The organism is Streptomyces sp. NPDC048269 (genome assembly GCF_040652395.1).
Lineage (GTDB): Bacteria > Actinomycetota > Actinomycetes > Streptomycetales > Streptomycetaceae > Streptomyces.
Genome location: NZ_JBEZLW010000001.1, coordinates 194,416 through 217,661 on the forward strand (window position 1 = coordinate 194,416; position 23,246 = coordinate 217,661).

General features: G+C 69.0%; 20 protein-coding genes, 2 tRNA genes and 1 pseudogene. 11 read left to right on the plus strand and 12 right to left on the minus strand.

Annotated elements, in window-relative coordinates; all coding sequences use genetic code 11:
* The first annotated feature begins 12 nt into the window (after positions 1–12).
* Entirely contained in the window at positions 13–537 is a 525-nt protein-coding gene (locus tag AB0D48_RS00990) for a GNAT family N-acetyltransferase (protein WP_362389464.1), read from the plus strand.
* Positions 538–642: 105 nt separating this feature from the next.
* Here AB0D48_RS00990 and AB0D48_RS00995 read toward each other — a convergent pair.
* Positions 643–715 (minus strand) — tRNA-Ala (locus AB0D48_RS00995).
* A gap of 161 nt (positions 716–876) precedes the next feature.
* On the opposite strand from AB0D48_RS00995, the gene AB0D48_RS01000 reads away from it, so the two are divergent.
* Positions 877–1,425, plus strand: a complete 549-nt coding sequence (locus AB0D48_RS01000; protein WP_030153152.1) for a transcriptional regulator — start codon at positions 877–879, stop codon at positions 1,423–1,425.
* Between the two features lie 44 nt (positions 1,426–1,469).
* The gene (locus tag AB0D48_RS01005) at positions 1,470–2,795 is read left to right on the plus strand and encodes a serine/threonine-protein kinase (protein WP_362389465.1); all 1,326 of its coding nucleotides are present in this window, start codon (positions 1,470–1,472) and stop codon (positions 2,793–2,795) included.
* On the opposite strand, the gene AB0D48_RS01010 is transcribed toward AB0D48_RS01005, so the two are convergent.
* The 11 genes from AB0D48_RS01010 to dnaA all read right to left on the minus strand — a co-directional run bounded on the left by AB0D48_RS01010 (position 2,782) and on the right by dnaA (position 17,052).
* Positions 2,782–4,107 carry a hypothetical protein gene (locus AB0D48_RS01010; RefSeq protein WP_362389766.1) on the minus strand — a complete coding sequence of 442 codons (1,326 nt, stop codon included), beginning with the start codon at positions 4,105–4,107 and terminating at the stop codon, positions 2,782–2,784. The two genes, AB0D48_RS01005 and AB0D48_RS01010, sit on opposite strands and share 14 nt — an antisense overlap.
* Before the next feature lie 122 nt (positions 4,108–4,229).
* Positions 4,230–4,364, minus strand: coding sequence for a DLW-39 family protein (locus AB0D48_RS01015; RefSeq protein ID WP_208809277.1), 135 nt, complete (start codon positions 4,362–4,364; stop codon positions 4,230–4,232).
* A 145-nt stretch (positions 4,365–4,509) separates the two neighbouring features.
* Positions 4,510–4,583: transfer RNA gene (locus AB0D48_RS01020), tRNA-Ile, on the minus strand.
* 105 nt (positions 4,584–4,688) lie between these two features.
* Positions 4,689–5,234: a DUF3566 domain-containing protein gene (locus tag AB0D48_RS01025; RefSeq protein WP_362389466.1), complete on the minus strand. Its 546-nt coding sequence runs from the start codon at positions 5,232–5,234 to the stop codon at positions 4,689–4,691.
* 87 nt (positions 5,235–5,321) lie between these two features.
* Positions 5,322–7,940 carry a DNA gyrase subunit A gene (gyrA, locus tag AB0D48_RS01030; protein ID WP_362389467.1) on the minus strand — a complete coding sequence of 873 codons (2,619 nt, stop codon included), beginning with the start codon at positions 7,938–7,940 and terminating at the stop codon, positions 5,322–5,324.
* 40 nt (positions 7,941–7,980) lie between these two features.
* Positions 7,981–10,002, minus strand: a complete 2,022-nt coding sequence (gene gyrB / locus AB0D48_RS01035) for a DNA topoisomerase (ATP-hydrolyzing) subunit B (protein WP_362389768.1) — start codon at positions 10,000–10,002, stop codon at positions 7,981–7,983.
* A 283-nt stretch (positions 10,003–10,285) separates the two neighbouring features.
* Positions 10,286–10,765, minus strand: coding sequence for a DUF721 domain-containing protein (locus AB0D48_RS01040; protein WP_362389770.1), 480 nt, complete (start codon positions 10,763–10,765; stop codon positions 10,286–10,288).
* A 134-nt stretch (positions 10,766–10,899) separates the two neighbouring features.
* Positions 10,900–12,036 carry a DNA replication/repair protein RecF gene (gene recF / locus AB0D48_RS01045; protein ID WP_362389468.1) on the minus strand — a complete coding sequence of 379 codons (1,137 nt, stop codon included), beginning with the start codon at positions 12,034–12,036 and terminating at the stop codon, positions 10,900–10,902.
* 110 nt (positions 12,037–12,146) lie between these two features.
* Complete coding sequence (gene gnd / locus AB0D48_RS01050) at positions 12,147–13,022, minus strand: phosphogluconate dehydrogenase (NAD(+)-dependent, decarboxylating) (RefSeq protein WP_362389469.1); 876 nt, start codon at positions 13,020–13,022, stop codon at positions 12,147–12,149.
* A gap of 200 nt (positions 13,023–13,222) precedes the next feature.
* Positions 13,223–14,353, minus strand: a complete 1,131-nt coding sequence (gene dnaN, locus AB0D48_RS01055) for a DNA polymerase III subunit beta (protein WP_136210318.1) — start codon at positions 14,351–14,353, stop codon at positions 13,223–13,225.
* A gap of 878 nt (positions 14,354–15,231) precedes the next feature.
* A complete protein-coding gene (dnaA, locus tag AB0D48_RS01060) occupies positions 15,232–17,052 on the minus strand; it encodes a chromosomal replication initiator protein DnaA (RefSeq protein WP_362389470.1) in 1,821 nt (606 codons plus the stop codon).
* A gap of 357 nt (positions 17,053–17,409) precedes the next feature.
* Between dnaA and rpmH the strand changes: the two genes are divergently transcribed.
* From rpmH to AB0D48_RS01100, 8 genes and pseudogenes are all read left to right on the plus strand, one after another.
* Positions 17,410–17,547: a 50S ribosomal protein L34 gene (gene rpmH, locus AB0D48_RS01065; protein ID WP_008741645.1), complete on the plus strand. Its 138-nt coding sequence runs from the start codon at positions 17,410–17,412 to the stop codon at positions 17,545–17,547.
* Between the two features lie 21 nt (positions 17,548–17,568).
* Positions 17,569–17,943, plus strand: coding sequence for a ribonuclease P protein component (gene rnpA / locus AB0D48_RS01070; protein WP_362389471.1), 375 nt, complete (start codon positions 17,569–17,571; stop codon positions 17,941–17,943).
* A pseudogene (yidD, locus tag AB0D48_RS01075) lies at positions 17,940–18,194 on the plus strand (membrane protein insertion efficiency factor YidD); the annotation flags it as partial. The gene rnpA and the pseudogene yidD, both read left to right, overlap by 4 nt.
* 30 nt (positions 18,195–18,224) lie before the next feature.
* Positions 18,225–19,331, plus strand: coding sequence for a membrane protein insertase YidC (yidC, locus tag AB0D48_RS01080; RefSeq protein ID WP_362389472.1), 1,107 nt, complete (start codon positions 18,225–18,227; stop codon positions 19,329–19,331).
* Positions 19,332–19,346: 15 nt separating this feature from the next.
* Entirely contained in the window at positions 19,347–19,859 is a 513-nt protein-coding gene (locus AB0D48_RS01085; protein WP_030153171.1) for a R3H domain-containing nucleic acid-binding protein, read from the plus strand.
* A gap of 132 nt (positions 19,860–19,991) precedes the next feature.
* A complete protein-coding gene (rsmG, locus tag AB0D48_RS01090) occupies positions 19,992–20,708 on the plus strand; it encodes a 16S rRNA (guanine(527)-N(7))-methyltransferase RsmG (RefSeq protein ID WP_362389473.1) in 717 nt (238 codons plus the stop codon).
* A 265-nt stretch (positions 20,709–20,973) separates the two neighbouring features.
* A complete protein-coding gene (locus tag AB0D48_RS01095) occupies positions 20,974–22,059 on the plus strand; it encodes a ParA family protein (protein WP_362389474.1) in 1,086 nt (361 codons plus the stop codon).
* Complete coding sequence (locus AB0D48_RS01100; protein WP_362389475.1) at positions 22,056–23,144, plus strand: ParB/RepB/Spo0J family partition protein; 1,089 nt, start codon at positions 22,056–22,058, stop codon at positions 23,142–23,144. The genes AB0D48_RS01095 and AB0D48_RS01100 overlap by 4 nt, the downstream gene beginning before the upstream one ends.
* Positions 23,145–23,246 lie beyond the last annotated feature (102 nt).

Genomic DNA, 23,246 nt, shown 5'->3' on the forward strand with positions numbered 1-23,246 from the left:
AGCGTCCGGAACATGCCCGAGCTGATACGGCCCACCGCCCGCCTGCACTCCTCCTGGCTGGCCGCCCGCGAGGAATGGGGCCTCGACGCCCACATGGACGGTGCGGGCCTCGGCTCCGACGACGACGTCGAGAGCCCCGGGGGTTTCGCGGCCTGGGTGGAGCGACTGCACGGGTATGCGGACCGTACGGTGCCGGTCGAGCAGGGCAGGGTCCACGCCACGTACTGGTGGATCGCCGAGGACGACACCTACCTCGGCGCCATCGACCTGCGCCACCACCTGAACGCCTTCCTCCTCGACGCGGGCGGCCACATCGGCTACAGCGTGCGCCCCTCGGAGCGGCGACGCGGGCTGGCCGGCTGGGCGCTGGAATCGGTGCTCCACGAAGCGCGGGTGATGGGCATGGACCGGGTCCTGCTGACCTGCGACCCGGACAACAGCGCATCGGTGCGCACGATCGAGCGCGGCGGTGGTGTCCTGGAAGACGTCCGCGAGACGCTGATCGGCCCCAAGTGCCGCTACTGGATCGACCTCTAGAAGCCCCCTGGGCCCGTCCGGCCGGGGTCACCCCCGCCGCGCTCCCCGGACGCGAAAAAGACCCTCCTTGACCGCGTTTCCGCAGTTCAAGGAGGGTCTCGCTTGTGGAGCCTAGGAGATTCGAACTCCTGACATCTGCCTTGCAAAGGCAGCGCTCTACCAACTGAGCTAAGGCCCCAGGGGTCGGCACACTCCTCTCCCTGTGCGGGGAGCGGGTGTTCCGCAGAACAGAGTACCGGGTGTACCCCCTCATCTCGCAAAATGATAGGGACTCCCGCCCTGCGACCACTCTCCGTAAGATGCTCGCGAGGTTCGCACCAGCGAAGGGGAGTAGTAAGAGTGGACGCAGTACAGCAAGAGGCCACGGCCAGAGCCAGAGAGCTTCAGCGCAGTTGGTACGGGGAGCCGCTGGGAGCGCTCTTCCGCCGGCTCATAGATGACCTCGGCTTGAACCAGGCCCGCCTCGCTGCCGTCCTCGGACTGTCGGCGCCCATGCTGTCCCAGCTGATGAGCGGCCAGCGCGCCAAGATCGGGAACCCTGCCGTGGTGCAGCGTGTCCAGGCGCTCCAGGATCTCGCCGGCCAGGTGGCCGACGGGAGCGTCAGTGCGGCGGAGGCCACCGACCGGATGGACGAGATCAAGAAGACCCAGGGGGGCTCCGTCCTCAGCAACAGCGGTCAGACCACCACCGGTTCGGGCGCGCCCACCGTCAAGCGCGTCGTCCGTGAGATCCAGTCGCTGCTGCGTTCGGTCTCCGCGGCCGGCGACATCATCGACGCGGCGGACAGCCTCGCCCCCAGCCACCCGGAACTGGCAGAGTTCCTCCGGGTCTACGGCGCGGGCCGCACCGCCGACGCGGTCGCCCACTACGAGGCCCACCAGAACTGACGAGCGAGACGACGGCTTACGGGTGACGGGGGACGGGCACAGCGATGGGTGAGGTTTTCGCCGGTCGGTACGAACTGATCGATCCGATCGGGCGCGGTGGCGCGGGCGCCGTGTGGCGCGCCTGGGACCACCGGCGCCGCCGCTACGTGGCCGCGAAGGTCCTCCTGCAGAGCGACGCCCACACGCTCCTGAGGTTCGTACGGGAGCAGGCTCTGCGGATCGATCACCCGCACGTGCTGGCCCCCGCGAGCTGGGCGGCCGACGACGACCAGGTCCTCTTCACGATGGACCTGGTCAGCGGCGGCTCCCTGGGCCACGTCATCGGGGACTACGGTCCCCTCCCGCCCCGGTTCGTGTGCACCCTGCTCGACCAGCTCCTGTCGGGGCTGGCGGCGGTGCACGCGGAGGGTGTCGTGCACCGCGACATCAAACCGGCCAACATCCTGATGGAGGCCACCGGAACCGGGCGGCCGCACCTGCGCCTGTCCGACTTCGGCATCTCCATGCGCAAGGGCGAGCCCCGGCTGACCGAGACGAACTACGTCGTCGGCACCCCGGGTTACTTCGCCCCCGAGCAACTGCTGGGCGCCGAGCCCGACTTCCCCGCCGACCTCTTCGCCGTCGGGCTGGTGGCCCTGTACCTGCTCCAAGGGCGCAAGCCCGACTCCCAGGGCCTGGTGGAGCACTTCCTCGCCCATGGCACCCCCGGCGCCCCGGAAGGCGTCCCCGCGCCCCTCTGGGACGTCATCGCCAGTCTGCTGCAGCCGGACCCCCACAGCCGGTTCAAGACGGCCACAGGGGCACGCAAGGCCCTTGCCGAGGCCGTGGAGCTCCTTCCGCCGGCCGCGCCGGGCGGGGATCCGGTGGAGGTGTTCGACCAACTGGGCCCGCTCCCCGCCGGTTTCGGCCCACAGGGGCCGGAGACGACAGCGGCGGTGACCCCGGACGGGCCCACGGCCGCCATGGTGCCGCCGCCGAACGGGCCTCAGACCCCGAGCCCCAGCCCGACTCCTACACCGAACCCGTACGCGACCCCGGGCCCGTACGCGACCCCGTACGCGACCCCGGCCCCCGCGACCCCGGCCACCGCGACCCCGGCCACCGTGGCGGAGGCCACCGTGGCCGAGGCCGCCCGCACCGATCCCCGGGGCACCGTCCAGACGGTCGCCGTGTCCGCCGGGTACGGGGGTCCCTCGCAGACCGGGAGTTTCCACCTCCCGCCGCCCGCGCAGCCCGCGCCGCGCACCTCGCCCGCGCCGCCCGCCCGCGCCGGCGGGATCGCCCCGCCGCCGGGGAAGGTGACGGCCGGCATCCTCGCCGCGGCGCTGCTCTGCTTCGCCGTCGGCGTCTGGGCCCTCACCCAGCTGTAGCGCCGCCGCCCCTGCGCGCCAGCAGGATCCAGCCGCCCAGTACGAGCAGCAGCAGCGTCCCGGTGCCGAATCCGGCGCCGGCCACCACCCGCATCACGGAGCCCTTCTCCGCGGCGTCGGCGGCCTCCGGGGCGGTGAGCCCGTCCCTGGCTGCGGCCCGGTCCTCGGCCCCGACCCCGAATCCGCCCGCGGCCAGACCCTCCTTGTACGCGGGTGCGTTGGCGGGGGTGCCGCTGAGCTCCGTGCGCAGGGTCAGCGGCACGGGGGTCGCGTCCTCGGTGAACTCGGCGACCTTCCCGCCCATGGTCACGGCGACGTAGTACCAGCCCGCGATGCTCACGGGCTGAACCGCCCGGTCGCTGGAGAAGCGGTTCTCGTAGGCGACGGGAGGGGTCTTCTCCAGGGTGATCCCGGCCTGCTTGCCGTCGTACGAGGTGTCCTTGTCGGAGACGAGGCTCCGGTAAGGGGTGTAGAGGGAGACGGTGAGCCCGCCCGAGGCGGATCCGTACGGCTTGGTCATCTTGGCGGCGGCGAGTTCGGCGCTGAGGCCCAGCTGCTGCCCCCAGTCCAGCGGAACCCGGTAGTAGCGGGTCTGCCCGGGCCGCATCTCGTCGCGCCACACCCCCGCGCCCAGCGCGCGGGCGTCGTTGAAGCCGGTCCCACCGGTACGGGCCACCGCCTCGCTGCCGGGCAGGGACGGGGCCCCCGAGGGCCAGGTGCTGGGCGCGGTGGTGGGGACGCCGGCGCCGCGGCCGGGTTCCCGCTGGACCCGGAGTTCGAGCGGCCAGGGGCTCTGGTCCGAGGCCTTGGCCGAGGTACGGGTGACCTTGGCGTAGTAGACGCCGGCCGGCGCGCAGTCCTCGTCCTCGGCCCCCCACCGGACGCCGGCTGCGCCGATGGGGGCGGAGTCGTAGCCGAAGCTCGCACGTCCGGTGCCGGCGGGGCAGGAGCGCCCGGCCGTGGTCATGATCTCGACCTCGATGCCGTCGCTGGAGGAGACCTTGGCGCCCGGTGCGGGCCGGACCACGGCGGAGACGTACACGTTGGACTCGTCCTTCTCCAGGACGAGCCGGTAGACGCGTTCTCCGGGGGCGAGCGTGTCCTTGTAGATGCTCCCGGCCTCCAGGAGCGGGGCGTCCGCGGTGGAGGGTTTGCCCTCGACCGCCTTCGCGCCGTCCGCCGCGCGGTAGCTGGGGGCCGGCGGCGGCGCCGTCCCCGCCGCGCGGGCGGCACCCGGCACGCCCGCCGCCATGACCAGGGCCGCCGCCCCCACCGTGGCTCCCGCCCGCACCGCCGCCCGTACCCGACCCATCACGCCCACCCCGACTTTGCTAGCGCAAGCCAAATCTTTGCATAACGTAACTTTTTGTCACAGAACAGCACAAAGCCCCGGCCGCAGCGGCAGCCGGGGCTTCATGAGATCAGCTTTCGGTCTCACACACCGGAACCAGAGGGCACGGAGTCAGTTGCCTCCGTCCACAGGTCCTGCTCGGCGCGGTCCGCCTGGATCTGGCGGTACACGAGGAGCCCGCCGATGGCGGCCAGTGCGACCAGGAGCAGCTTCTTCACCGCGCGACCTCGTCTTTCGTTGACGTAGGGGACTTCTGGCGCCCAACAATACACACCGACCGATACCGATCGGTGACCTGGCGGTCCACCAACTGACCCAACGACAAAGACCCCCAGGCCTTGGGCCTGGGGGTCTTCGACACTGTGGGGCTAACAGGATTTGAACCTGTGGCCTCATCCTTATCAGGGATGCGCTCTAACCAACTGAGCTATAGCCCCATCCGCGCTGCGCGCTGACTCCTGAAGGTTAGCGCACAGACCCGGGAGCGCCAAAATCGCCCGGGGCGAAGCCCCTGCGGACATCCCTGCGAACATCTGCGCAGGTCACTCGTCCTCGGCGAGCGTCAGCTCCACACCGCCGACGAAGCCCGCCGACAGGTTGTAGATGAACGCGCCGAGCGTCGCCAGAGCCGTCGCCAGCACCACGTCGATGACCGCGATCACCGACGTGAAGATCAGAACGCGCGGCAGCGACAGGAACGACTGGAGGTCGAAACCGTTGCTCTCGTTCGAGCCGGTCGCCTCGCTGATCGTGCCGCCGACGGTCGAGAAGACACCCATGGCGTCCATGACCATCCACAGCACCACCGCCGCCACGATCGTGCAGATGCCCAGCGCGATCGACAGCAGGAAGCTGACCTTCATCACCGACCACGGGTCGGCCTTGGCCACCCGCAGCCGCGCCTTGCGCGTCCTGGGCGTCATCCGGGCCCCCGTACGCGGCTTGCGCTGCGCGCCGCCCGCCCCACCGCGGGGCGCCCCCGGGCCCGAGGGCGCCGAGTAGGCCTGCGGCGGGTGGTAGGGCTGCGCGGGCCGCTCCTGACCGGCTTCCGCACCGGTCTGCGGCTGCGGTCCTCGGGTGTCCGTCACAGTCCCCCCCTGGGAGTCCGTGGCGGGGCCACGGGCACCATTCGCTCCAGTCTCGGCCGGTCCGGCGCCCGTGGCTCCACTCACGACTTACTCCTCGTGCTCCCCAGCCGAAGGCTGCGTGCCCTCGGCGGCCTCGGCGACCGGTCCGTCGGCCGCCTCGGTCTCGGTCTCGTCGGCCTCGACCTCGTCAGCTTCCTGACCGGCCTCGGCGTTACGGGCGATGCCCACCACGGCATCGCGCTTGCCCAGGTTGATCAGCTGGACGCCCATGGTGTCACGGCCGGTCTCCCTGACTTCGTTGACGCGCGTACGAATCACACCACCGCTGAGCGTGATGGCGAGAATCTCGTCCGTTTCGTCCACCACGAGCGCCCCGACGAGCGACCCGCGGTCCTCCACGATCTTCGCGGCCTTGATACCCAGACCGCCACGACCCTGGACGCGGTACTCGTCGACCGGAGTCCGCTTGGCGTAGCCGCCGTCGGTCGCGGTGAACACGAACGTACCCGGCCGGACAACGCTCATGGAGAGCAGTTCGTCACCCTCGCGGAAACTCATGCCCTTCACACCCGAGGTCGCACGGCCCATCGGGCGCAGCGCGTCGTCGGTCGCCGTGAAGCGGATCGACTGCGCCTTCTTGCTGATCAGCAGCAGGTCGTCCTCGGCGGACACCAGCTCCGCGCCGATCAGCTCGTCGGCAGTGCCGTCGGCGCCGTCGGCGCCCGTCTCCCGGAGGTTGATGGCGATCACGCCACCCGAGCGGGGCGAGTCGTAGTCCTTGAGCGCCGTCTTCTTCACCAGGCCGCCCTTGGTGGCCAGGATCAGGTAGGGCGCCGCCTCGTAGTCGCGGATGGCGAGGATCTGCGCGATCTTCTCGTCCGGCTGGAAGGCCAGCAGGTTCGCCACGTGCTGCCCGCGCGCGTCCCGGCCGGCGTCCGGGAGCTCGTACGCCTTGGACCGGTAGACCCGGCCCTTGTTCGTGAAGAACAGAAGCCAGTGGTGCGTGGTGGAGACGAAGAAGTGGTCGACCAGGTCGTCCTGCTTCAGCTTCGTACCGCGTACGCCCTTGCCGCCGCGCTTCTGCGAGCGGTAGTCCTCGGTCTTGGTGCGCTTGACGTAGCCGCCGTGCGTGATCGTGACGACGATGTCCTCTTCGGCGATCAGGTCCTCCATGGACATGTCGCCGTCGAAGGGCACCAGCTTGGACCGCCGGTCGTCGCCGAACTTCTCGACGATCGCCGCCAGTTCCTCGCTGACGATCTGCCGCTGACGCTCCTCCGAGGCCAGGATCGCGTTGTACTCGTTGATCTTGGCCTGGAGCTCGTCGTGCTCGGCGACGATCTTCTGCCGCTCCAGTGCCGCCAGGCGCCGCAGCTGCATCTCCAGGATCGCGTTCGCCTGGATCTCGTCGATCTCCAGCAGGCCCATCAGGCCCTCGCGCGCGATCTCGACCGTGTTGCTGCGCCGGATCAGCGCGATGACCTCGTCGATCGCGTCCAGCGCCTTGAGCAGACCGCGCAGGATGTGCGCGCGCTCCTCCGCCTTGCGCAGGCGGAAGCGCGTACGCCGGACGATGACCTCGATCTGGTGCTGCACCCAGTGCCGGATGAACGCGTCGATCGACAGCGTGCGCGGCACGCCGTCCACCAGCGCCAGCATGTTCGCGCCGAAGTTCGTCTGCAGGTCGGTGTGCTTGTACAGGTTGTTCAGCACGACCTTGGCGACGGCGTCGCGCTTCAGGACGATCACCAGACGCTGGCCGGTCCGCGACGAGGTCTCGTCACGGACGTCGGCGATGCCGCCGACCTTGCCGTCCTTCACCAGGTCCGCGATCTTCTGCGCGAGGTTGTCGGGGTTGGTCTGGTACGGAAGCTCCGTGACCACCAGGCACTGGCGGTTCTGGATCTCCTCGACCGCGACCACCGCGCGCATCGTGATGGAGCCGCGACCGGTCCGGTACGCCTCCTCGATGCCCTTGCGGCCCACGACCAGGGCGCCCGACGGGAAGTCAGGACCCTTGATCCGCTCGATCAGCGCCTCCTGGAGCTCCTCGTGCGAGGCCTCCGGGTGCTCCAGCGCCCACTGCGCGCCCGCCGCGACCTCGCGGAGGTTGTGCGGCGGGATGTTGGTCGCCATGCCGACCGCGATGCCCGCGGAGCCGTTGACCAGCAGGTTCGGGAAACGCGCCGGCAGGACCGTCGGCTCCTGGTTGCGGCCGTCGTAGTTGTCCGTGAAGTCGACGGTCTCCTCGTCGATGTCCCGGAGCATCTCCATGGCCTGCGGCATCAGCTTGCACTCGGTGTAGCGCATCGCGGCCGCCGGGTCGTTGCCCGGAGAGCCGAAGTTGCCGTTCGAGTCCACCAGCGGCATGCGCATCGACCACGGCTGCGCCAGGCGCACCAGGGCGTCGTAGATCGAGGAGTCGCCGTGCGGGTGGTACGTACCCATGACGTCACCGACGACGCGGGCGCACTTGTAGAAGCCCTTCTCGGGCCGGTAGCCGCCGTCGTACATCGCGTACAGCACACGACGGTGGACCGGCTTGAGGCCGTCCCGTACGTCGGGCAGCGCGCGCGAGACGATGACGGACATCGCGTAGTCGAGGTAGGAGCGCTGCATCTCCGTCTCGAGCCCGACGGGCTCGATCCGCAGCACGGGCTGCTCCTCCGCGGGGTTCTCGGCGGTGGGGGTGGTTTCGTCGGCCATTGCTGGTCAGAAGTCCTTTCAGGCAGTCAGCTGAGCCGACTCAGATGTCGAGGAACCGAACGTCCTTGGCGTTGCGCTGGATGAAGGAGCGCCGGGCCTCGACGTCCTCACCCATCAGCACCGAGAACAGGTCGTCGGCCTGCGCCGCGTCGTCCAGGGTGACCTGGCCGAGCACGCGGTGGTCGACGTCCATGGTGGTGACGCGCAGCTCCTCGGCGTTCATCTCGCCCAGACCCTTGAAGCGCTGGATCGAGTCTTCCTTGATCCGCTTGCCGTTCTGCTTGCCGAGCTCGACCAGGGCGTCGCGCTCACGGTCCGAGTACGCGTACTCGAAGTCGTCCCGGCCCCACTTGATCTTGTACAGCGGCGGACGGGACAGGTACACGTGACCGGCCTCGACCAGCGGCCGCATGAAGCGGAACAGGAAGGTCAGCAGCAGGGTGTTGATGTGCTGGCCGTCGACGTCGGCGTCCGCCATCAGGATGATCTTGTGATACCGGAGCTTCTCGATGTCGAAGTCCTCGTGCACACCCGTGCCGAAGGCGCTGATCAGCGCCTGGACCTCGGTGTTCTGGAGGATCTTGTCGATCCGGGCCTTCTCGACGTTCAGGATCTTGCCGCGGATCGGCAGGATGGCCTGGTACATCGGGTTGCGCCCGGACTTCGCGCTGCCGCCGGCGGAGTCACCCTCGACGATGAAGATCTCGCACTTCGTCGGGTCGTTCGACTGGCAGTCGGACAGCTTGCCCGGCAGCGAGGCGCTCTCCAGCAGGCCCTTGCGACGCGTCAGGTCACGGGCCTTGCGGGCCGCGACACGCGCCGTGGCCGCCTGGATGGACTTGCGGACGATGTCCGCGGCCTCGACCGGATTCCGGTCGAACCAGTCGTTCAGGTGCTCGTGCACGACCTTCTGCACGAAGGTCTTCGCCTCCGTGTTGCCCAGCTTGGTCTTCGTCTGACCCTCGAACTGCGGCTCGCCCAGCTTGATCGAGATGATCGCCGTCAGACCCTCGCGGATGTCCTCGCCCGCGAGGTTGTCGTCCTTCTCGCGCAGCAGCTTCTTGTCACGCGCGTACCGGTTGACCAGACCCGTCAGAGCCGCACGGAAGCCCTCCTCGTGCGTACCGCCCTCGTGCGTGTGGATCGTGTTCGCGAAGGAGTAGACACCCTCCGTGTACTGCGAGTTCCACTGCATCGCGATCTCGACCGAGAGCATCCGCTCCTTGTCCTCGGCCTCGACGTCGATGACGGTCGGGTGGATCATCTCGCCCTTGCGCGAGTTGAGGTACTTCACGAAGTCGACGATGCCGCCCTCGTAGTGGTACTTGACCGTCCGCGCCGCGGGCTCGGCCGCCTCCGCGTCCGGGTCGTCGGCGCCGACCGTGGCCTTCGCCGACTCGCGCTCGTCGGTCAGCGTCAGGGTCAGGCCCTTGTTGAGGAAGGCCATCTCCTGGAAGCGCCGCGAGAGCGTCTCGAAGGAGTAGTCGGTCGTCTCGAAGACGTCGCCGTCGGCCCAGAACGTGACCGTGGTGCCGGTCTCGTCGGTCTCCTCGTTCTTGGCCAGCGCGGCCGTCGGAACACCGAGCTTGTAGTCCTGGGTCCAGCGGTAGCCGTCACGCCGCACCTCGACCGCGACCCTGGACGACAGGGCGTTCACGACGGAGACACCCACACCGTGCAGACCGCCGGAGACGGCGTAGCCGCCACCGCCGAACTTGCCGCCCGCGTGCAGGACGGTCAGCACGACCTCGACGGCCGGCTTGCCCTCGGACGGCACGATGTCGACCGGGATACCGCGACCGTTGTCGACGACCCTGACGCCGCCGTCGGCGAGGATCGTGACGTCGATCGTGTCCGCGTGACCGGCCATCGCCTCGTCGACGGAGTTGTCGACGACTTCCTGGACCAGGTGGTGCAGGCCGCGCTCGCCGGTCGAGCCGATGTACATGCCTGGCCGCTTGCGGACCGCGTCCAGGCCCTCGAGGACCTGGATCGCACTGGCGTCGTAATTCTTCTCGTTGGAGTCGCCGGAATCGGCCACGAAGCGCCCTCTCTGGCACAGCGCAGCCCGTACTCCGGACCAGCGAGTGCGCCGGAGGAGCGGCCGCGTCGATCTGCGTTGTCTGCGTAATCCCGCGAACGGGCGGGATTGGCTTCAGTCTACCGGTACCGCCGACATGAATGGGGGTTTGCCGGTACCTGAGTCCGCATGTGCCGCCCTGAACCTCCACCTTCCGACTCCCCATATCCGGGAAGGGGCTCAAAGAGGCTCACACGGGCATCCAGCGCTTCGGGCTGTCAACCTCCCACTACCGTGAGGGACACCACCCGCGCCGACGCCGCCCTCACCCGTAGGTGTCCCCCGGACCCGTACTCCCCGGCGCCCGCCACGGCCCGTACCCCTTCGGCCGCCCGCCCGGCCCCTGCACCTTGATCAGCCGTACCGTGCCCTGCCCCAGGTCCGCGTTCAGCCGCGCCACCAGCTGCGGGGCCAGCAGCTTCAGCTGCGCCGCCCACGCCGAGGAATCGCACCGCACCACCAGCTCACGGTCCTCGTACCGCTCCGGTACGCAGTGTGCCGCGATCTCCGGACCGACGATCTCCGGCCAGCGCTCCATCACACCCGCCACCGCCATCGGCATCTCCCAACCGCGCTCGGTGCGCAACCGGTCCAGCGCCGCCATCAACGGCATCGGGTCCCGGCCGTCCGCCCGGGCCCCCGACCGCAGCCCCGGTCCCTGGTGACGCTTCTTCCCGCCCGCCGCGTTGCCCCGGGCCCGCGCCTGCTCCCGCGCGGCGGCCAGCGCCTGCCGCGCCAGATCCACACCAGAGGGCTCCGGCGCCTTGCGCGGCTCCTGGCCCCGGCTGCCGCCCTGATCGCTGCCACGGCCGCCGCCCCGGCCGCGGCCGCCGCCCTGATCGCCGCCTTGGACGCTGCCCGCGTCGCTGCCCTGATCGCTCACAGCCGGGTCACCTCACCGCCGGACACCCCGAACCGCGCCCCCACCAGCACACCCGGAACGTCATCGTCCACCGCCGCCGTCACCAGCACCTGCTCGCCCGGCGCCACCAGCTCGGCCAGCCGCTCCCGGCGCCGCGCGTCCAGCTCCGCGAACACGTCGTCCAGGATCAGCACCGGCTCGGCACCCTCCGAACGCAGCAGCTCGTACGAGGCCAGCCGCAGGGCCAGCGCGTACGACCACGACTCCCCGTGGCTCGCGTACCCCTTCGCCGGCAGCTCCCCCAGCCGCAGCAGCAGATCGTCGCGATGCGGACCGACCAGCGTCACACCCCGCTCGATCTCCCCCTTGCGCACCTCCGCCAGGGCCGCCAGCAGCACCTCGTAGATCGCCTCGCGGCTCCGCGCCGCCCCGCTGTCCACGGGCTCGCCCGCGGACGACTTGTACGAGAGCGTCAGCGGGCCGCCGCCGGGCGCGAGCTGCTCGTACGCCTTGTCCGCCAGCGGCAGCAGCGTCGCGATCAGATCCAGCCGCTGTGCCAGCAGCTCCGCGCCCGCGCGCGCGAGGTGCTGGTCCCACACGTCGAGGGTGGAAAGGTCCATCGAACGCCCGCCGTGCCGGCGCGCCATCGCCGCCGACTTCAGCAAGGTGTTGCGCTGCTTCAGCACCCGCTCGTAGTCGGAGCGGACCGCCGCCATCCGCGGGGAACGCGCGGTGACGAGCTCGTCCAGGAACCGTCGCCGCTCCCCCGGGTCGCCCTTCACCAGGGCCAGGTCCTCCGGCGCGAACAGCACCGTCCGTACTATCCCCAGCACGTCCCGCGGCCTGACCTGCGAGGACCGGTTGATCCGGGCCCGGTTCGCCCGTCCCGGGTTCAGCTCCAGCTCGACCAGCTGCTGGCGCTCGCCCTGGGTAACGGCCGCGCGGATGATCGCCCGGTCCGCGCCCATCCGTACGAGCGGGGCGTCCGAGGAAACCCTGTGGCTGCCCAGCGTCGACAGGTAGCCGATCGCCTCGACGAGGTTCGTCTTCCCCTGGCCGTTGGGGCCCACGAACGCCGTGACGCCCGGGTCGAGGGGAACCTCGGCCCGGGCGTACGAGCGGAAGTCGGCCAGCGAGAGATGCGAAACATGCATACGGCGCCGACCTCCCCCGGCTTTCCACTGCTCTGTGTGGTGCTGTGCGGCTGCTGCCAACCGCACCGTTCTCTTCTCGACTACGTCGTGTACGCCGGCTCTTCTGCCGACTACGCCTTCTCGACCGCGTGGCCGCCGAACTGGTTGCGCAGCGCGGCGATCATCTTCATCTGCGGGGAGTCGTCCTGGCGCGACGCGAACCGCGCGAACAGCGAGGCGGTGATCGCGGGCAGCGGTACGGCGTTGTCGATCGCCGCCTCCACCGTCCAGCGGCCCTCGCCCGAGTCCTGCGCGAAGCCGCGCAGCCGCTCGAGGTGCTCGTCCTCGTCGAGGGCGTTCACGGCCAGGTCCAGCAGCCAGGAACGGATGACCGTGCCCTCTTGCCAGGAGCGGAAGACCTCGCGGACGTCGGTGACCGAGTCCACCTTCTCCAGCAGCTCCCAGCCCTCGGCGTAGGCCTGCATCATGGCGTACTCGATGCCGTTGTGGACCATCTTCGCAAAGTGGCCGGCGCCGACCTTGCCCGCGTGTACGGCGCCGAACTCGCCCTCGGGCTTGAGGGCGTCGAAGATGGGCTGGACCCGGGACACGTGGTCCTTCGCGCCGCCGTACATCAGCGCGTAGCCGTTCTCCAGGCCCCAGACTCCGCCGGAGACGCCGCAGTCGACGAAGCCGATGCCCTTGGCGGCAAGCTCCTCGGCGTGCTTCTCGTCGTCCGTCCAGCGGGAGTTGCCGCCGTCGACGACGACGTCGCCGATCGAGAGCAGCTCCGCGAGCTCGTCGACGGTGGACTGGGTGGCCGCCCCGGCCGGGACCATGACCCACACCACGCGGGGGGCCTGCAGGCTGTCCACAAGTTCCCGCAGGCTGTGGACATCCGCGAGGTCCGGGTTGCGGTCGTATCCGATGACGGTGTGGCCTGCGCGGCGGATGCGCTCGCGCATGTTGCCGCCCATCTTGCCGAGACCGACGAGACCAAGCTCCATCAGGTGGTTCCTTAAGCGTTGTGGCCGTCTTTGCCGGGGGCCTCCTGCTTCCCGGAGGACATCCCAGGCCCCGAGCCTACGCCCGGCCGGGCCGCCCGGCTGCCCGGCTCCACGGGGCGCGGGGAGCCCCCGCCCGGGCGCTCCAAACGTGTACAGGCCCGGTCTCGCGGTGCGTGAGACCGGGCCTGACCTGCGAAGAATCAGCCCGAGAGGCGCACCGGCATGATCAGGTACTTGTAGGCCTCATCGGCCTCCGCGTCGACCGCCGGGCGGCCGCTGAGCAGCGCCGGCTTGGTGGACGTGGTGAAGCTGAGCTGCGCGGCGGGGGAGTCGATCGCGCTCAGTCCGTCGAGCAGGAAGGTCGGGTTGAAGGCGATCGAGATGTCGTCGCCCTCCAGCTTGGCGTCCACGCGCTCCACAGCCTGTGCGTCGTCGCTGGAACCGGCCTCCAGGATCAGCACGCCCTGCTCGAAGCTCAGACGGACCGGGGTGTTCCGTTCGGCGACGAGGGCCACGCGCTTGACGGCCTCGACGAACGGGGCGGTCTCGATCACGGCGATGGAGTTGAACTCCGTCGGGAAGAGCGTGCGGTACTTCGGCAGGTCGCCTTCGAGGAGGCGGGTGGTGGTGCGGCGGCCGGCACCCTCGAAGCCGATGAGGCCCTCACCGGCACCGGAGCCCGACAGCGCCAGGGTGACGGTGTCACCGCTGGTCAGGGACTTGGCGGTGTCGAGGAGGGTCTTGGCGGGCACCAGGGCCACGGCAGAGGCGTCGGGGTTCTCCGGCTTCCACAGGAACTCGCGGACCGCGAAGCGGTAGCGGTCGGTGGAGGCCAGGGTGACGCGGTCGCCCTCGATCTCGATGCGGACGCCGGTCAGCACGGGCAGCGTGTCGTCGCGGCCGGCGGCGATGGCGACCTGGGCGGCGGCGGAGGCGAAGACCTCGCCGGGCACGGTGCCGGTCGCGGTCGGCATCTGGGGGAGCGCCGGGTATTCCTCCACAGGCAGGGTGTGGAGTGTGAATCGCGAGGAGCCGCAAACCACGGTCGCCCGTACACCGTCTGTGGAAATCTCCACCGGGCGGTTGGGGAGGGCCCGGCAGATGTCGGCGAGCAGCCGGCCGGAGACCAGGACGGTGCCGTCCTCCTCGACGTCCGCCTCGACGGAGACGCGGGCCGAGACCTCGTAGTCGAAGCCGGAGAGGCTCAGCGTGCCGTCCTCGGCCTTCAGCAGCAGGCCCGCGAGAACGGGCACCGGCGGCCGGGCCGGGAGGCTACGGGCAGCCCAGGCCACCGCCTCCGCGAGTACGTCGCGCTCCACCCGGATCTTCACCGGAACCGCCTCCTGCTGTTGCTCGCTCGTTTGCCGGCCTTCGTCGTCGGCTCGTCGATGCCTCGACCGATGCCGGGGACCAGTCTGACGTACGGCGCCGACAGTCGGTGCGGTCGGCGGTCAAGTCGGGAGCGAGGCGTCAGGGAAGGCCGCCCACCGAGTTGTGCACAGGACCTGCTTGAAAACCGAAACCGGGCTAACTCTCTATGGGGGTAGTAGTAGGGCCTGTGGAAACGGTGGATAACCCCGTTCTCGCTGGTCAGCCCGCGTTTTTTATCCCCACACCCTGTGGGTGGCACCGGTGGACAACACGGTGTCCCTGTGGAGAACGAAAACTTCTGCACAGGCCGTCCCCAGGCGGGCCCGACTACTCCACAGGTGTGTCCCCAGCTTTCCCCCGGTACTCCACAACCCAAACGTCCACCTCCGTGTGACGGCTTTCACTCGGGCCGGTGAGAGGGGGTGGCGCGTTGCCGAACAGTGGACAACGGTGTGGAGAAGACATCGGATCCTGTGCACAGGATCGGCGAAGCTGTGGGTGGGCGGTGGACAACGTGGTGGACAGTGCTGTGGACGAAAGATCTGTCCACAGCCTGTGGATGAAGCTTGCGCACAATTCCACAGGGGGCTGACCTGGCCTGATGAAGCCTCAACTGGCACCCCTGTGGACAGATTGTGGGCGAAGGAACCCGTCCCCAGGGTGTGGACGGAAGAAACTCCGTGAATCTGTGGATGAGTTGGCCCAGCGGGGGCGTATTCGAACAGGTCAGGGGCGCGCGAACGAAGAAGGGCGCCCCCGGTGTGGTCCGGGAGCGCCCTCTGGATGCGTTTGAAGGGGGCCCTGGCGCGGCTCTCCCCGGCGGTGCGGGGCAGTCGGCTCAGGCGTTCTTGATGCGGTTGGTGAGCTCCGTGACCTGGTTGTAGATGGAGCGGCGTTCGGCCATCAGCGCGCGGATCTTGCGGTCCGCGTGCATGACGGTGGTGTGGTCGCGGCCGCCGAACTGCGCCCCGATCTTGGGCAGGGAGAGGTCCGTGAGCTCCCGGCACAGGTACATGGCGATCTGCCGTGCGGTCACCAGGACCCGGCTGCGCGAGGAACCGCACAGGTCGTCCACGGTGAGCCCGAAGTAGTCGGCGGTGGCCGCCATGATGTCGGAGGCCGTGATCTCCGGCGCGCTGTCCTCGCCGCCCGGGATCAGGTTCTTGAGGACGTCCTCGGTGAGGCCCAGGTCGACCGGCTGCCGGTTGAGGCTCGCGAAGGCCGTGACCCGGATCAGCGCCCCCTCCAGCTCGCGGATGTTGCGCGAGATGCGGGAGGCGATGAACTCCAGTACCTCCGGCGGGGCGTTGAGCTGCTCCTGGACCGCCTTCTTGCGCAGGATCGCGATGCGGGTCTCCAGCTCGGGCGGCTGGACGTCGGTGATCAGGCCCCACTCGAAGCGGTTGCGGAGCCGGTCCTCCAGGGTGACGAGCTGCTTGGGCGGCCGGTCGGAGGAGAGCACGATCTGTTTGTTGGCGTTGTGGAGCGTATTGAAGGTGTGGAAGAACTCCTCCTGCGTCGACTCCTTGCTCGCGAGGAACTGGATGTCGTCGACGAGCAGGATGTCCATCTCGCGGTAGCGCTTGCGGAACGCGTCGCCCTTGCCGTCGCGGATGGAGTTGATGAACTCGTTGGTGAACTCCTCGGAGCTCACGTACCGCACGCGGGTGCCGGGGTACAGACTCCGCGCGTAGTGCCCGATGGCGTGCAGCAGGTGCGTCTTGCCCAGACCCGACTCGCCATAGATGAAGAGGGGGTTGTACGCCTTCGCGGGTGCCTCGGCGACGGCCACCGCGGCGGCGTGCGCGAAGCGGTTGGAGGCGCCGATGACGAAGGTGTCGAAGAGGTACTTGGGGTTCAGCCTCGCGGTCGGTTCGAGCGGGCCCGAGGTGGAACCGCCGGACGGGGCCGGGGCGGAGGAGGGCCGGCCCGGGGCCTGTCGCGGTGCGGGCTGCTCGTACTGCTGCTGTTCGTACTTCTGCTGCTCGTACTGATGAGGCTGGTGGGGCTGGTGCGACTGCTGGTGCTGCTGCTGGTGCTGCTGCGACTCGTACGGGGACTGCTCGTACTGCTGCTGCTCGTAGGAGCCCTGGTCGTAGCCGGAGGGCTCGGACTGCTGGAGGTAGCCCGGCTGCGGGGAGGCGTACGGGTCGCGCTCGGGGAAACCGCCGAGGCGGGGCTGCTGCCAGCCGTAGTCGTCCTGCTGGCCGCCCCGGGGCCAGGCGCCGGGCTCCGGGCGCTGCTGCTGGTAGTCCGGATAGGCGGGGCGGGCGGTGGGGAGCTGGTCGTCGGAGGAGTTGCCGGGGCCGCCGCCGGGGCGCTGGCCGGAGTACGGCTCGTACGCGTCGCGCTGCTGGACGGGCGGGGCGGGGGGCGCGGGCTCGCCGGCGGAGTCGTCCACGGTGATGGCGATCCGGATGGGGCGGCCGCATTCCCGGCTGAGGGCGTCGCTGATCAGCGGGGCGAGGCGGCCTTCGAGGACGCGCTTGCCCCACTCGTTGGGGACGGCCAGCAGTGCGGTGTCGGCGACGAGTGCCAGGGGCTGGCATCGCTCGACCCACTGCTTGTCCTTGGGCTCGATCCCCGGCTGTCCCTCCCCGAGGAGCTTTTCGAGCACCCTTGGCCACACTGCGGCAAGATCGGCAGGTACGTCAGCCACAGAGCACGCTCTCTCACAGGGGGTCCCACGAATGTGTGGTTCTTTGGGACGGTCGGGACAAAAAATCCGGGGTCAGGCAACGGTAGTCAGGCCAGCGGGTACGGTTCAAGTCGTTGTCCACAGCCTGTGCACAGTGTGGGGCAGCATCGCCTCGGTTTGACCGGATGGCGTAGCCGCGCGTACCGTAACGAGGTCGAGTTGTCGATGGCTGCTGCCGCCTGCCTACCGATGGGCGAAGGTCACTGTTAGTGATCGTTTAGCGGTGTCCACTCGGGCGAACACGCGAGTTTCCTCGTGGGCGCACGGTGACAGCCAGGCGATGTCCCGCCACAACGATTCATTCTCTGGAGCCCCCGAGTGAGCAAGCGCACCTTCCAGCCGAACAACCGCCGTCGTGCCAAGACCCACGGCTTCCGCCTGCGGATGCGTACCCGTGCCGGTCGCGCGATCCTCGCGAACCGTCGTGGCAAGGGCCGCGCCGCCCTTTCCGCGTAACAACACGCAGGTCGTGACGTCGTGCTGTCTCCCGAAAATCGGCTGAGGCGGCGCGAGGACTTCGCGAGCGCGGTACGTCGAGGGCGTCGGGCTGGTCGCCCGCTCCTCGTCGTCCACCTACGTACAAGCGGTGCAACGGACCCGCACGAGTCGGGGGAGATCGATCCCTCGGCGCGTGCGGGTTTCGTCGTCAGCAAGGCTGTCGGCAATGCCGTCATACGTAACCGGGTAAAGCGCCGTCTGCGCCATCTGGTCCGGGAGCGGCTGTCTCAGCTGCCCGCCGGTAGCCTGGTGGTGGTACGTGCGTTGCCCGGAGCGGGTGATGCCGGCCCCGACGAGCTGGCCCGGGACCTGGATGCCGCTCTGGTGCGGCTTCTGGGAGGCGTGGCTCGATGAAGTACCCGCTGCTCGCTTTGATCAAGCTGTACCAGTGGACGATCAGTCCGCTGCTCGGGCCGGTGTGCCGCTACTACCCGTCGTGCTCGCACTACGGGTACACGGCCATCGACCGGCATGGTGCGGTCAAGGGGACGGTCCTGACCGCCTGGCGGATCCTGCGGTGCAATCCGTGGTCCCCCGGTGGCGTGGACCATGTCCCACCCCGTAAACGCCCGCGTTGGCACGAGCAGCTGCGCAGTGCGTTGCGTAGATCTCGCAATGCTCAAGGAGCCTGATTAGTGGACACGATTGCCAATCTGTTCAGCTTTATCACCACGCCCGTCTCGTGGGTCATCGTCCAGTTCCACTCGCTGTACGGCGCGATCTTCGGCCCGGACAGTGGATGGGCCTGGGGCCTGTCGATCGTGTCCCTGGTGGTCTTGATCCGCATCTGCCTGATCCCGCTCTTCGTGAAGCAGATCAAGGCGACGCGTGGCATGCAGGCGCTCCAGCCGAAGATGAAGGCGATCCAGGAGCGCTACAAGAACGACAAGCAGCGCCAGTCCGAAGAGATGATGAAGCTGTACAAGGAGACGGGTACCAACCCGCTCTCCTCGTGCCTTCCGATTCTGGCGCAGTCCCCGTTCTTCTTCGCGCTCTACAGCGTGCTGTCGGCCATCGCCAACGGGAAGACCATCGGCGTCATCAACCAGTCGCTGCTGGAGAGCGCGCGTCAGGCGCACATCTTCGGGGCTCCGCTGGCGGCGAAGTTTACGGACAGCGCCGAGAAGGTCGCCTCTCTGGGTGCCTCGATCACTGATGTGCGTGTTGTCACCGCCATCATGATCGTCCTGATGTCGCTGTCGCAGTTCTACACCCAGCGTCAGCTGATGCAGAAGAACGTCGACCTGTCGGTCAAGACGCCGTTCATGCAGCAGCAGAAGATGCTGATGTACATCTTCCCCGTGATCTTCGCGGTCATGGGCATCAACTTCCCCGTCGGTGTTCTCGTCTACTGGCTGACCACGAACCTGTGGACCATGGGTCAGCAGATGTACGTGATCAACCAGAACCCGACGCCGGGCAGCAAGGCCCAGGACCAGTACCTGTCCCGCCTGCTGAAGCACGTCAGCTCGCACGGTGAGGTCAAGGGCCGGGGCAAGAAGAAGATCGTCGCGGCGATCGTGGCCAAGGGCCCGGACCGCAACGACAACGAGCGCAAGTTCATCACCGCGCTGACCAAGCAGGGCATGGCCGCCCAGACGGACGGCTCCGTGATCAAGAGTGCTGACGCCACGGCTGACGCGGATGCGGCGAGCGGCGGTGTCGCCACGAAGCGGCAGCAGCCCAAGCGGCAGTCGAAGTCGAAGCGTCAGACGCCCCCCAGCAAGCCCTCCAAGAAGTAAGAAGGAGTCCCTCCCGTGACGGAAGGCACCACCACCGCCGCCGCTGAGAGTGGCGACACCCTGACCCGCCTCGAGCAGGAGGGTGAGATCGCGGCCGACTACCTTGAGGGGCTGCTGGACATCGCCGACCTGGACGGCGACATCGACATGGACGTCGAGGCCGACCGGGCCGCGGTGTCGATCGTCAGTGACTCCGCCAGCCGTGACCTGCAGAAGCTCGTGGGCCGCGACGGTGAGGTTCTGGAGGCTCTGCAGGAGCTGACCCGCCTCGCCGTGCACCGGGAGACCGGGGACCGCAGCCGGCTGATGCTGGACATCGCCGGGTTCCGCGCGAAGAAGCGTGAGGAGCTGGCGGCGCTGGGCGCCCAGGCCGCGGCGGACGTGAAGGCGTCCGGCGAGCCGCTGAAGCTGGCCCCGATGACCCCGTTCGAGCGGAAGGTCGTCCACGACGCCGTGGCGGCCGCGGGTCTGAAGAGCGAGTCCGAGGGCGAGGAGCCGCAGCGCTTCGTCGTTGTGCTCCCGGCCTGACCGGTCGTGCGAGTGTTCGGCCCCGTCTGTGTCGCAGGCGGGGCCGAAGTTTGTCAGCCTGGCATGTGAAACGACGCGCCATCTTGAAGACGTGGTTCTCCAGAACCATGCGGTACGGAAGGGACGGTCCCCGTGACGGAGGCAGCTGAGCTTCCCCCGGCGCCTGAAGAGGCGCGCGCGGTGTTCGGTGAGTTTTTCCCGGAAGCTGTGCGGTACGCGGAGCTGCTGGCCGACGCGGGAGTCAAGCGGGGCCTGATCGGGCCGCGTGAGGTGCCGCGGCTGTGGGAGCGGCACCTGCTGAACTGCGCTGTGCTGTCGGAGGTGGTGCCCCAGGGCGTCTCCGTGTGCGACGTGGGTTCGGGTGCTGGTCTGCCCGGTATCCCGCTGGCGCTGGTGCGGCGTGATCTGAAGATCACGCTGCTGGAGCCGTTGCTGCGGCGGACGACTTTCCTCCAGGAGGTCGTGGAGCTGCTGGGCCTGGACCATGTCACGGTGGTGCGCGGGCGGGCCGAGGAGGTTCTCGGCAAGCTTCCGCCGGTGCATGTGGTGACGGCTCGCGCGGTGGCTCCGCTGGACCGGCTGGCCGGCTGGGGTGTGCCCCTGCTGCGTCCGTACGGGGAGATGCTGGCGCTCAAGGGCGATACCGCCGAGGAGGAGCTGGTGTCGGCGAAGACGGCGCTGACGAAGCTCGGTGTGGTGAAGACCTCGGTGCTGCAGGTGGGCGAGGGTGTGGTGGACCCGCTGTCGACGGTGGTGCGGGTCGAGGTCGGAGAGAGCCCTGGTGGGGTGAGGTTCGCGGCCAAGCGGGCTAAGGCGGCCCGGACCAGCCGTACGCGTAGGCGCCGCTGATACGTCGGCGGTCGGGATTTTTCCGTGGAGATTCAGGGTCGTTGGGCCCTATAGGTATGGATTTCGGAGTGTCGTAGCGGCCTGCTGACTCCGTCCGGGCATCGTGTTTCACGTGAAACGTCGCTCTCTGCTGCACGGAATCATCAGCCGCGGTCGTGCGGCCACGTCTCCCCGTCACCGCAAGCAGGAAGGGGGGACGGAGTTGTCCACATCGGTGGATTCATCCACAGGAGTACGGGCCCCGCTGGTTCGCGACCCCGGTGACATGGCAGGCTCTGTTCATCGCGAGCCTGATGTCGAGGAGAGTGACACCGTGCGGTCCGACGCCAACCTCGCGGGGCCGATGGCCGATCCGGTCCCCGGTCCCCGCTCTGAATCGGCGGGCGAGGATGTTTCACGTGAAACATCGGCGCCCCTTGTAGACAACGACACCCCCATCGGCCGAGCCGCCCAGCTGGCCGTGGAGGCGCTGGGGCGCGCCGGTGAGGGTTTGCCCCGGCCGGAGCAGACCCGGGTCATCGTGGTCGCCAACCAGAAGGGCGGCGTGGGCAAGACCACGACGACCGTGAATCTGGCGGCGTCGCTGGCGCTGCACGGAGCGCGGGTCCTGGTGGTCGACCTCGACCCCCAGGGCAATGCCTCGACGGCGCTGGGCATCGACCACCATGCGGATGTGCCGTCGATCTATGACGTACTGGTGGACAGCCGGCCCCTGCTGGAGGTCGTCCAGCCCGTGGTGGACGTGGAGGGGCTCTTCTGTGCCCCGGCCACGATCGACCTGGCGGGGGCGGAGATCGAGCTGGTGTCGCTGGTGGCTCGGGAGAGCAGGCTGCAGCGGGCGATCCAGGCGTACGAGCAGCCGCTCGACTACATTCTGATCGACTGCCCGCCGTCGCTGGGGCTGCTGACGGTGAACGCCCTGGTGGCGGGCGCGGAGGTGCTGATCCCGATCCAGTGCGAGTACTACGCGCTGGAGGGTCTGGGGCAGCTGCTGCGCAATGTCGATCTGGTGCGGGCGCACCTGAACCCGACGCTGCACGTGTCGACGATCCTGCTGACGATGTACGACGGCAGGACCCGGCTGGCCTCGCAGGTGGCGGAGGAGGTGCGCAGCCACTTCGGCAAGGAGGTGCTGCGGACGAGCATTCCGCGGTCGGTGCGTATTTCCGAGGCGCCGAGCTATGGGCAGACTGTGCTCACCTACGATCCGGGTTCCAGTGGTTCCCTCTCCTATCTGGAGGCGGCGCGGGAGATCGCGTTCCGTGGGGTCGGAATGCAGTACGACGCCCAGCAGGCCCATCTGGGCGCGGGCATGAACAGCACGCAGAGTGTGGCGGAGGGGATCCAGTGAGTGAGCGACGTAGAGGTCTGGGACGGGGGCTCGGTGCGCTGATTCCCGCTGCTCCGCAGGAGAAGACGCCGCCGGTGCTCGGTGCCGGGGCGATGTCTTCGTCGGCGGTGCCGGTGTTGACCTCGGAGCGTGGGATTGCGGCGGCGAAGCTGGCTTCGCTGGCGCAGGCCGATGTTTCACGTGAAACATCGTTCGTCGCGCCGGTGGAAGAGCCGGTGCCGGCGCTGCCTGAGGCCAATGTGGTGGCGGGAGCGACGTTCGCGGAGCTTCCGATGGACGCGATCACGCCGAACCCGCGCCAGCCGCGTGAGGTGTTCGATGAGGACGCGCTGGCCGAGCTGGTGACCTCCATCCAGGAGGTGGGTCTGCTTCAGCCGGTGGTGGTGCGGCAGTCGTCTCCCGGCCGCTACGAGCTGATCATGGGTGAACGGCGCTGGCGGGCCTGCCGGGAGGCGGGTCTGGAGAACATTCCGGCGATCATCCGGGCGACGGACGACGACAAGCTGCTGCTGGACGCGCTGCTGGAGAACCTGCACCGGGCTCAGCTGAACCCGCTGGAGGAGGCTGCGGCGTACGACCAGCTGCTGCAGGACTTCAACTGCACGCACGACCAGCTGGCGGACCGGATCGGCCGCTCGCGTCCGCAGGTGACGAATACGCTGCGGCTGTTGAACCTGTCGGCTCCGGTGCAGCGTCGGGTGGCGGCCGGTGTGCTGTCGGCGGGGCATGCGCGGGCGCTGCTGTCGGTGGAGGACACCGAGCAGCAGGACCGGCTGGCGCACCGGATCGTGGCCGAGGGGCTGTCGGTGCGGGCGGTCGAGGAGATCGTCAAGCTGATGGAGTCGGATCCCGCGAGTGCGGTGAAGCCGAAGGGCCCACGGGCGGGTGCCCGGGTGGCTCCGGCGCTCAGTGAGCTGGCGACGCGGCTGTCGGACCGGTTCGAGACGCGGGTGAAGGTGGATCTGGGCCAGAAGAAGGGCAAGATCACCGTCGAGTTCGCGTCGATGGAGGATCTGGAGCGGATTCTGGGGACGCTGGCGCCGGGCGAGGGCCGGGTTCTGGAGCAGGGGCTGTCCGGGGAGTGATCCCGGGGGCCGCCGAGGGGCGGGTCGTGGCGGTTCTCACCGTCGCGGCCCGCCCCTTTGCCGAACTGGGGATGCCGATGAGGCCGGTGTCGTCACCCAGGT

Excerpts from the sequence above, each read along its gene's own strand:
- gyrA (WP_362389467.1), bottom strand. The coding sequence starts at position 7,940 with ATGGCCGACGAAACCACCCCCACCGCCGAGAACCCCGCGGAGGAGCAG.
- AB0D48_RS00990 (WP_362389464.1), top strand. The coding sequence starts at position 13 with ATGCCCGAGCTGATACGGCCCACCGCCCGCCTGCACTCCTCCTGGCTG.
- AB0D48_RS01010 (WP_362389766.1), bottom strand. The coding sequence starts at position 4,107 with ATGGGTCGGGTACGGGCGGCGGTGCGGGCGGGAGCCACGGTGGGGGCG.
- AB0D48_RS01095 (WP_362389474.1), top strand. The coding sequence starts at position 20,974 with ATGGCAGGCTCTGTTCATCGCGAGCCTGATGTCGAGGAGAGTGACACC.
- recF (WP_362389468.1), bottom strand. The coding sequence starts at position 12,036 with ATGCATGTTTCGCATCTCTCGCTGGCCGACTTCCGCTCGTACGCCCGG.
- gnd (WP_362389469.1), bottom strand. The coding sequence starts at position 13,022 with ATGGAGCTTGGTCTCGTCGGTCTCGGCAAGATGGGCGGCAACATGCGC.
- AB0D48_RS01005 (WP_362389465.1), top strand. The coding sequence starts at position 1,470 with ATGGGTGAGGTTTTCGCCGGTCGGTACGAACTGATCGATCCGATCGGG.